Origin of the sequence: Mycetocola sp. (assembly GCF_025464835.1) — a bacterium.
GTDB lineage: Bacteria > Actinomycetota > Actinomycetes > Actinomycetales > Microbacteriaceae > Mycetocola_A.
In genome coordinates, this window is sequence record NZ_JAODMP010000094.1 from 1 (window position 1) to 9,293 (window position 9,293).

The window sequence follows — 9,293 nt, forward strand, 5'->3', positions numbered from 1 at the left end:
TCCGATGCATGGCACCTGCACCAGACCGCCGATCGGGTTTGGTGTTCCATCGCGATCTCCGCCGCGTTCTCCACACGGCTGATGTGCCCTCTGAGCGATCGCAGAGTGCAGGAACCAGCGAAAAACCCCGGTTCCACGCACCGAATCAGCGAGGTGGGAGACGACTCAGCGCAGACCCTTTTTTGAGCTGATCTGTCCGGTGTCGAAGCCGAACAGATTGAGACCGCCGTGAAAGCGGGCGTGCTCGACTTTGAGGCACCGGTCCATGACGACGGTCAGTCCGTTCTCCTCGCCGTAGCGGGCGGCTTCTTCGTTCCAGATGCCGAGCTGAACCCACACCGTCTTCGCGCCGCTGGCGAGGACATCGTCGATCACCGAGGGGATGTCGCTCGCCTTGCGGAAGACGTCGACGATGTCCGGCACCTCAGGCAGTGACGCGAGATCGGGGTATGCCTTCTGGCCGAGGACCTCGTCGGCGTTGGGGTTCACGAAGTACACCCGGTAGCCGGTGGACTGGAGCAGGTAGGTCCCGACGAAGTAGCTGGAGCGTGCAGGGTTGGGTGACGCCCCCACGATCGCCACCGATGTGGCGTTCCGCAGGATGCCCAGTCGAGCCTTGGCGTCCGGCCCGACCCACGTCCGCTGGGTTTTGAGCAGCTTCGCGAGCGGCGAATCGGAGGGCAGCGAGCAGGTGAGACCGTTCTGCAGCTGGGTGGTAACGAGTTCTGACATGGCTTAAGCCTCCACTGCCTGGGCGAGCGCCTGGTCGAGGTCGTAGATGATGTCGTCGACGTCTTCGATGCCGACGCTGAGGCGAACGACACCGGGGAGCACGCCGGCGTCGATGAGCTGCTGCTCGGTCAGCTGAGCGTGTGTGGTCGACGCCGGGTGGATGATGAGCGTCTTGGTGTCGCCGATGTTCGCGACGTGGCTGGCCAGGTTGACCGACTCGATGAGCTTCTGCCCGACAGCGCGGCCGCCCTTGACGACGAAGCTGAAGACGCTGCCTGCACCCTTGGGCAGGTACTTGTTGGCCCGGTCGTGGTGCGGGTGGGACTCGAGCCCGGCCCAGTAGACCGCCTCGATCCGCGGGTCGGCCTCAAGCCAGGCGGCGACCCGGCTGGCGTTGTCGACGTGCGCCTGCATCCGGTAGGAGAGAGTCTCCACGCCCTGAGCGAGGGTTGCCGCTGACGTCGCGGAGAGCGCAGGGCCGATGTCCCTCAGCTGCTCGGCGCGGAGCCTGGTCAGGAACGCGTACTCGCCGAAGTTGCCTGACCATTCCAGGCCGCCGTAGCTCGGGACCTGCTGGCCGAACAGCGGAAAGGTGTCTGAATGCCAGTCGAACCGGCCGCTTTCGACGACAACGCCGCCGAGCGTCGTGCCGTGCCCGCCGAGGAACTTGGTCGCCGAGTGCGTGACGATGTCGGCGCCCCATTCGATCGGACGGTTCAGATAAGGCGTCGCGATGGTGGAGTCGATGACCAGCGGGATGCCGTGGGCATGCGCGACGTCGGCGAGCGCTTCGATGTCTGCGATCTCGCCCGACGGGTTCGCGATGGTCTCCGCGAAGATCAGCTTCGTCTTCGCCGTGATGGCCTTCGCGTAGTCTTCCGCGTTCGCAGACTGCACGAAGGTGGTCTCGACACCGAAGCGCCGAAGTGTCACGTCGAGCTGGGTGATCGAGCCGCCGTAGAGGTTGGCGGATGCCACGATGTGGTCGCCGCTGCCGACGAGGCTCGCGAAGGTGATGTATTGCGCCGACAGACCTGATGCCGTGGCGACGGCGCCGAGCCCGCCCTCGAGGCTCGCCACGCGTTCTTCGAAACTCGCCACCGTCGGGTTCGCCAGTCGGGAGTAGATGTTGCCGTATTTCTGCAGGGCGAAGCGCGCAGCGGCATCCGAGGTGTCGTCGAAGACGAACGCCGTCGATTGATAGATCGGGAGCGCGCGCGCACCCGTCACCGAGTCAGGGATGTTGCCCGCATGGATTGCCCGGGTGCGGAAGCCGTATTCGCGATCTGCCATGGAACCGAGGTTACCGGCTTGGGAGCGAGCGGCCGGCTCTGTGTCGTAACACTGTGAAGTACAGCTCAGCCGAACAGCGAAACGGCGGCGAAAGCGAGGCCGGCGATGAGAAGCCAGGCGAGCAGCCCCACGACGAGCGTCCGCCAGCCGGTGGTGCCGAGACGCCGGAGGTCGACTGCCGCACCGAGCGCGAACAGGGCCATGGCGAGCAGCACGGTCTGGATGGCGTCCGCAGCAGCCAGGACTGTCTCCGGAAGTGGCACCACGGTGCGAAGAAGCATCGCCCCGATGAAGCCGGCGACGAACAGGGGAACGATCGGGGGCCGAACCGCCCCGCCTGTGACGTCGCGTCGGCGTCGGATGATGCCGGCGACGGCGACGACCGGTGCGAGCAGGAGCACCCGTGTGAGCTTCACGACGAGCGCGAGAGCGAGGGCACCGCTCCCGGCCAGCTGGGCTGTTGCGACGACCTGTCCGACATCATGCACGCCGGCACCGACCCAGTGGCCGAATTCGAGGTGGTCGAGGCCGAGCGGATGCCAGAGGGCCGGCAGGACAAAAATGGCGAGGGTGCCGCACAGGGTCACAAGCGCGACCGGGTGAGCCTGCTCCGAGTTCTTCGCCCGCAGGACACCCGCCATCGCACCGATTGCGCTCGCGCCGCAGATGGCGAAGCCTGTGGCGATCAGCAACGGCTCGTGGCCGGGGAGCCGGAACAGCCGGCCGAGCGCCCAGGTGCCGCCGAAACTGGCGAGGACGACACCAACGGTGCTGAGGAACACGCCCCAGCCGAGGCCGGTGACATCGACAAGGCTGAGCTTCAGCCCGAGCAGAACAATCCCGATGCGCATCAACCGTCTCGCCGAGAATGCGATCCCGGCGGCGAACAGCCCGTCCAGGAGCCGGCGAACGGCCGGCACCTGTCCGCAGACGATGCCGAGCATCACGCACAGGGTCAGCAGGGGCAGGACGGGAAGCAGCAGATGCAGTCCGGCGGCGGCGATCACGGCGACGCCGGCGAGGGCGAGGCCGGGTGCCCGGGAGCGCCAGACCGACGGCGCGGCCGACGCTTCGGTCACACCCATGTCGGCAACCAGGAGTGCAGCATCCAGAACCAGTACGGCACCGTGGTCGCCGACCAGAGCGGGAACCAGAACGCGGTGAGCGCCGCGGCTGCGACCACAAAGATGACCGCCACCCAGACTGCGCGGGTTCTCCGCGAGCGTTCGTCCTCCGGGGAGCCCAGCAGCACCCCAAGAGCGAAGACGAGGCCGAGCAGAAGGTACGGCAGGAACACGATCGTGTAGAACTGGAACACCGTCCGCCCGGTGTAGAGCAGCCACGGGAGATAGCCGGCGACCGTGCCCATGAGGATCAGCCCGACCCGCCATTCCCGGTACCTGGCCAGCCGATAGACGAGATAGAGCAGTGCGGCAGCAGCAGCCCACCAGATCAGGGGGTTGGCTATCGATGTGATCGCCTGGGAGCACGGTTCGGCGATGCAACCGTCGGCGCCGGCGCGGGGCGACGCGTACCACATGCTCGTCGGCCGGATCAGGGCCAGCCAGCTCACCGGGTCAGCGGAGTACGGGTGCGGCGCTTTCAGCCCGACATGGAAGTTGTAGATCGACTGCTGGTAATGCAGGAAGCTCTGCCAGACCGGCGGCACCCAGGAGAACGTCCCTGTCCATGCGTTCGACGACTGGTCGGCCCAGTGCCGGTAGTAGCCACGGTCGCTGACGAACCAGTTCGTCCAGCTCACCAGGTACATGGCGACGGCGGGGGGCACGAGCAGGAGGAAGGTCGCCGGCCCCTGCTTGAGCACCGCGGCGCTGGTCCACAACGCCAGGCCTGCCCGGCGCCTGGCGAGAGCGTCGACGACGATCAGGTACAGGCCGAACGCTGCGAGGAAGTACAGGCCGCTCCACTTGACGCTTGACGCGAGCCCGAAACACAGCCCGGCTCCGAGAACAAGGGGCCGCCACCAGAGCACAGGGCCCCACGCAGGATCGGCGCCCGTCGCACGTGCCGCCGCCAGGCGCTCGCCGAGGACGCGTTCGTGTCGCTCCCGATCAAGGAGGACACAACCGAAGCCGAGGAGCGTGAACAGCATCACCGAGTTGTCGAGCACAGCCACCCGCGACATCACGATGGCATGGCCGTCGATGGCGAAGAGAGACCCCGCGAGCACGGCTAGGAGCGTCGACGCGAACAGCTTTCGCGCGATGAGCATCAGCACAAAGACCGCGAGCGTTCCGACGATCGCGGTCGAGATCCGCCAGCCGAAGCTGTCGCCGGCACCGAAAACGGCCATCCCCAGGGCGATCAACCATTTGCCGAGCGGTGGATGAACCACATACGACGGGTCGTCGAGGAAGCCGGAGGTTTCTCCGCGGTTGAATGCCTCATCCGCGTTCTCCGGCCAGGCCGATTCGTACCCGTTCGAGAGCAGCGTCCAGGCGTCCTTCACGTAGAACGTCTCATCGAAGACGAGGGCGTGCGGGTGGCCGAGATTCCAGATGCGCAGGATGCCGGCGACCAGGGTGACGAGCAGCGGTGCACCCCAGTACCAGGCCAGGCGCCGGCGTGGCGTCGACAGCATCCGTGAGGCCAGGTCGTCCAGCCAGGAACCGCGCTCGCCCTCGTCGTCGCCAGCTGCCCCGGCCGCCGCGGCCGGGTCGCCGGTCACGACCAGCGCGGACGGATCGCGATTCGGGGTGGACACCCTGCCATGCTAACCATCGCGGCGAGCGGGGCAGGCGGCGGGTGGGAGACTGGGACCATGATCATCCTCGCAGCGACCCCGATCGGAAACCTGGGGGACGCGTCGAAACGCCTCGTCGACGCCCTGAGCACGGCCGAGGTCGTCGCCGCAGAGGACACGAGGACGACGGTGAAGCTGCTCAAGGGCCTCGGCATCTCGCACAAGCCCCGGCTGGTCAGCCTGCACGAGCACAACGAACGCGAGCGATCTGCCGAACTCATCGAGTTCGCCAGGGACAGTGACCTGCTGGTGCTCAGCGACGCCGGCATGCCGACGGTGTCCGACCCCGGTTACCACCTCGTCGTCGCCGCGGTCGAGGCCGGCATCGAGGTCTCGGTCCTGCCCGGTCCGAGCGCCGTGATCACGGCGCTCGCCGTCTCAGGCCTGCCCACCGACCGGTTCACCTTCGAAGGGTTCCTGCCGCGAAAGCACGGGGACCGGATCCAGTCGTTCCGGCAGCTCGAACACGAACGCCGCACCATGGTCTTCTTCGAATCCCCGAACCGCCTGGCCGCCTCGCTCGCCGACGCCGCATCCGTCCTCGGAAAGGACCGCAGGGTCGTTGTCTGTCGTGAACTGACGAAGATGTTCGAAGAGGTCAAGCGCGGCACCGCCGCCGACCTGGCCGGCTGGGCCGAAGCCGGCGTCCGCGGTGAAATCTGCATCGTGATCGCCGGCGCCGAGAAACGCGAGGTCGACCTGCACGACGGTGTCGTCCAGGTGCTCGAACGGGTGACAGGCGGTGAACGGCTGAAGGAAGCAACCGCGCAGGTCTCCGAAGCGACAGGGCTGAGCAAACGGGAGCTGTACCAGGCCGCTCTCGCCGCCAGGCACTGACACGAGTCGCCCACTCTCGCGGGTGCGACGCGAGCATCACCCGCGAAAGCGGGCAACTCGCGATCGGGCGTAACCCCACGAGGCTCGGCAATAGGATTGACTCCATGGCCAGCGGCAATTCGTTCTACATCACCACGCCCATCTTCTATGTGAATGATGCACCCCACATCGGTCACGCCTACACGGAGGTGGCCGCTGACGTTCTCGCCAGGTGGCACCGCCAGGCCGGCGACGACACGTGGTCGCTGACCGGCACGGACGAGCACGGCGAGAAGATCCTCCGCACGGCGACCGCCAACGGCACGACGCCGAAGGAATGGGCCGACAAGCTCGTCACCGAGGCGTGGAAGCCGCTGCTGGCGACCATCAACATCAAGAACGACGACTTCATCCGCACCACTGACGAACGCCACGAGACGAACGTGCAACTGTTCCTTCAGCGGCTGTTCGACGCCGGGTTCGTGTACTCCGGCGAATACGAAGCGCTGTACTGCGTCGGTTGTGAGGAGTTCAAACCGCAGTCCGAGATCGTCGACGGCACCGGGCCGTTCGAGGGCCAGAAAGTCTGCGCGATCCACTCCAAGCCGCTCGAACTGCTCCAGGAGAAGAACTATTTCTTCCGGATGAGTGACTTCACCGACCGGCTGCTCGCCCTGTACGAGGAACGCCCCGAGTTCATCCAACCGGAGTCCGCTCGCAACGAGGTGATCCAGTTCGTCAAGCAGGGGCTCTCTGACCTGTCGATCTCCCGTTCAAGCTTCGACTGGGGCGTCAAGGTGCCATGGGACGACTCCCACGTCGTCTACGTCTGGTTCGACGCCCTGCTGAATTACGTGACCGCTGTCGGGTATGGGCAGGACGAGGAGGAGTTCGCCCGCCGCTGGCCGGCAACCCACATCGTCGGCAAGGACATCCTCCGGTTCCACGCCGTCATCTGGCCGGCGATGCTCCTGGCCGCCGGCCTCGAGGTGCCCAAGCAGGTGTTCGGCCACGGCTGGCTTCTCGTCGGCGGCGAGAAGATGTCCAAGTCGAAGCTCACCGGCATCGCGCCGACCGAGATCACAGACACCTTCGGCTCAGACGCGTTCCGCTACTACTTCATGCGCGCCATCGCGTTCGGCCAGGACGGCTCGTTCAGTTGGGAAGACCTGTCCGCCAGGTACCAGTCTGAGCTCGCCAACGGGTTCGGCAACCTCGCCTCACGCGTGATCGCCATGGTCACCCGGTACTTCGACGGTGTCGTTCCTGCCGAAGCGGAACGGACCGACGCAGAACTGGTCATCCATGCTGAGGTGTCTGCGGCATCCGACCTTGCTGACGCGTCGATGGAGAAACTGGCGGTGCATGACGCCATCGCGGCGATCTGGCGGATCGTCGATGAGCTGAACGGGTACATCACCGATCAGGAGCCGTGGGCCCTTTCGAAGGACGAGGCGAACCGCGAACGTCTCGGTACTGTGCTGTACACGGCGCTCGAGGGGCTGCGCGCCCTCGCCGTCCTGCTGTCGCCTGTGCTCCCGGAGGCAACCGCCCGGCTGTGGACCGCGCTCGGCGCCGTCGGCGCGCTCGGCGCCCTCGAGGACCAGCCGCTCCGCGAGGCAGGGACCTGGGGTCAGCTGCCTGCTGGCACGCAGGTCTCCGCACTGGAGGCGCTGTTCCCGCGCATCGAGGCCACGGTCAACTGACCAGCCGGATGCCGCTTCGCCGGCGCGCAAGTGGGGTACCGTCGAGATCATGACGAACTCCACGCCAGCGCGCCAGGAACTTCGGTACCCTCCGCTGCCGGAGGCGTTGCTTGTGCCTGTGTATGACAACCACACCCACCTGGACCCTTCCGTCGGATCCGGGCGCCCCGTCGCCGACGGGGGAGCACTCGACTACCGGGAGCATCTCGACCGCGCGTCGAGTGTCGGCGTCCGGGGGATCGTGCAGGTCGGAACAGACGTCGAATCCTCGATCTGGAGCGCCGAGACGGCGGCCATCGAGCCGAGGATGCTCGCCGCCGTCGCGATCCACCCGAACGAGACCCCCAGGCTCGACGCCGAAGGTGCCCTCGACGACGCCCTCGCCGTGATCGACGAGCTGGCCGGCCGGCCCCGGGTCCGGGCGATCGGGGAGACCGGTCTCGATTACTACCGCACCGGGCCTGAGGGCCGCGCGGCTCAGCAGCGATCCTTCGAGGCGCACATCCGGATGGCGAAGGAGCACAACCTCGCCCTGCAGATCCACGACCGCGACGCCCACGCCGACGTTCTGGAAACCCTGCGCCGGGTCGGGGCTCCCGAACGCACTGTGTTCCACTGCTTCTCCGGCGACGCAGATCTCGCCAGGGAATGCGCCGACAACGGATGGTTCATGTCGTTCGCGGGAACGGCGACGTTCAAGAACGCCCAGAACCTGCGCGACGCGCTCGACGTGGCGCCGAGGAACCTCCTCCTGATCGAGACCGACGCGCCATACCTGACGCCGATGCCTCATCGTGGCAAGCCAAACGCCCCCTACCTGCTTCCGCACACCGTTCGGGCGATCGCGGCCCAGCTCGGCGCAGATCCGTCGATGCTTGCCGCCCAGATCTCCTCGAACACCGAGTACGTGTACGGCCACTGGGATGACGCCCCCGTCACCTCCCCGCCGGACCCGTACGACACTCCCTCTCAGAAAGACGCTGAATGAGCCTCCTCGGCCCTGCAGAAATCCGTGACCTCGCCGATCTGCTCGATGTCCAGCCGACGAAGAAACTCGGTCAGAACTTCGTCGTCGACGCCAACACGGTGCGCCGCATCGTCAAGGTCGCAAAGGTGGCGCCAGGGGAGCACGTGGTCGAGGTCGGCCCCGGGCTCGGCTCACTCACCCTCGGCCTGCTCGCGGCAGGGGCGAGCGTCGTCGCCGTAGAGATCGATCACCGCCTCGCGGACCAGCTGCCGAAAACCGTCGACCTGCTGCAGCCGGGCGCACCGCTCACCGTTGTGAGCGCCGATGCGATGCGGATCACCGAACTCCCGGGCGACCCGACCCGGCTCGTCGCGAACCTGCCGTACAACATCTCCGTGCCCGTCCTGCTGCACCTGCTCGAGCACTTCGAGTCGATCCGCGCCGGGGTCGTGATGGTTCAGGCCGAAGTCGGGCACCGCCTCGCTGCCGAACCCGGTTCGAAGATCTACGGCAGCCCCAGCGTCAAGGCCAGCTGGTACGGCACGTGGCGAACCGCGGGAACCGTGAGCCGCCAGGTGTTCTGGCCGGTCCCGAACGTCGACTCCGTCCTCGTCGGCTTCGACCGGCGAAACGACGCGATCGGCACCGAAGAGGAGCGCGTGCTGACCTTCAGCATCGTCGACGCAGCGTTCCAACAGCGGCGGAAGATGCTGCGTCAGTCTCTCGGTCAGCTGCTCGGCGGATCGGCGGCAGCGACGGATGCCATGACGGCGGCCGGTATCGCGCCGACCGCCCGCGGAGAGGAACTCACCGTGCACGACTTCCTCGCCATCGCCCGCCAGGTCCGCTCGCTGTGATGGTGGTCTCCCGGCAGAGCGGAAGCATCGGCGACGCGTCCGTCCTCGCCACGACCGGCCAGAGCCGGGAGAGCTGACGAAGGATCCTGACGGACGCAGACGCGACCGATTCGAAACACAACGTCATCGCGGCCTGGATCGCCACCGAACACGGTGTC

General features: G+C 66.8%; 8 protein-coding genes. 4 read left to right on the forward strand and 4 right to left on the reverse strand.

Annotated features, from left to right (window positions below; genetic code table 11):
* Positions 1 to 165: 165 nt before the first annotated feature.
* The 4 genes from JWP90_RS11540 to JWP90_RS11555 all read right to left on the reverse strand — a co-directional run bounded on the left by JWP90_RS11540 (position 166) and on the right by JWP90_RS11555 (position 4,750).
* On the reverse strand, positions 166 to 732 hold the full coding sequence (locus JWP90_RS11540; RefSeq protein WP_297364171.1) for a CoA-binding protein: 567 nt from the start codon (positions 730 to 732) through the stop codon (positions 166 to 168).
* A gap of 3 nt (positions 733 to 735) precedes the next feature.
* Positions 736 to 2,025 (reverse strand): O-acetylhomoserine aminocarboxypropyltransferase/cysteine synthase family protein, encoded by a 1,290-nt coding sequence (locus tag JWP90_RS11545; RefSeq protein ID WP_297364174.1) that lies wholly within the window; start codon positions 2,023 to 2,025, stop codon positions 736 to 738.
* Between the two features lie 65 nt (positions 2,026 to 2,090).
* Positions 2,091 to 3,110: a putative sulfate exporter family transporter gene (locus JWP90_RS11550; RefSeq protein ID WP_297364177.1), complete on the reverse strand. Its 1,020-nt coding sequence runs from the start codon at positions 3,108 to 3,110 to the stop codon at positions 2,091 to 2,093.
* Positions 3,101 to 4,750, reverse strand: a complete 1,650-nt coding sequence (locus tag JWP90_RS11555) for a glycosyltransferase family 39 protein (RefSeq protein WP_297364181.1) — start codon at positions 4,748 to 4,750, stop codon at positions 3,101 to 3,103. Before JWP90_RS11555 ends, JWP90_RS11550 begins: the two co-directional genes overlap by 10 nt.
* A gap of 57 nt (positions 4,751 to 4,807) precedes the next feature.
* Here JWP90_RS11555 and rsmI point away from each other — a divergent pair, with 57 nt between their 5' ends.
* The 4 genes from rsmI to rsmA all read left to right on the forward strand — a co-directional run bounded on the left by rsmI (position 4,808) and on the right by rsmA (position 9,135).
* Entirely contained in the window at positions 4,808 to 5,626 is an 819-nt protein-coding gene (rsmI, locus tag JWP90_RS11560) for a 16S rRNA (cytidine(1402)-2'-O)-methyltransferase (RefSeq protein ID WP_297364183.1), read from the forward strand.
* Between the two features lie 104 nt (positions 5,627 to 5,730).
* Entirely contained in the window at positions 5,731 to 7,311 is a 1,581-nt protein-coding gene (gene metG / locus JWP90_RS11565) for a methionine--tRNA ligase (RefSeq protein ID WP_297364186.1), read from the forward strand.
* Positions 7,312 to 7,360: 49 nt separating this feature from the next.
* Positions 7,361 to 8,299 carry a TatD family hydrolase gene (locus JWP90_RS11570; RefSeq protein ID WP_297364189.1) on the forward strand — a complete coding sequence of 313 codons (939 nt, stop codon included), beginning with the start codon at positions 7,361 to 7,363 and terminating at the stop codon, positions 8,297 to 8,299.
* Positions 8,296 to 9,135, forward strand: coding sequence for a 16S rRNA (adenine(1518)-N(6)/adenine(1519)-N(6))-dimethyltransferase RsmA (rsmA, locus tag JWP90_RS11575; protein WP_297364192.1), 840 nt, complete (start codon positions 8,296 to 8,298; stop codon positions 9,133 to 9,135). The genes JWP90_RS11570 and rsmA overlap by 4 nt, the downstream gene beginning before the upstream one ends.
* The last annotated feature ends 158 nt before the right edge of the window (positions 9,136 to 9,293 follow it).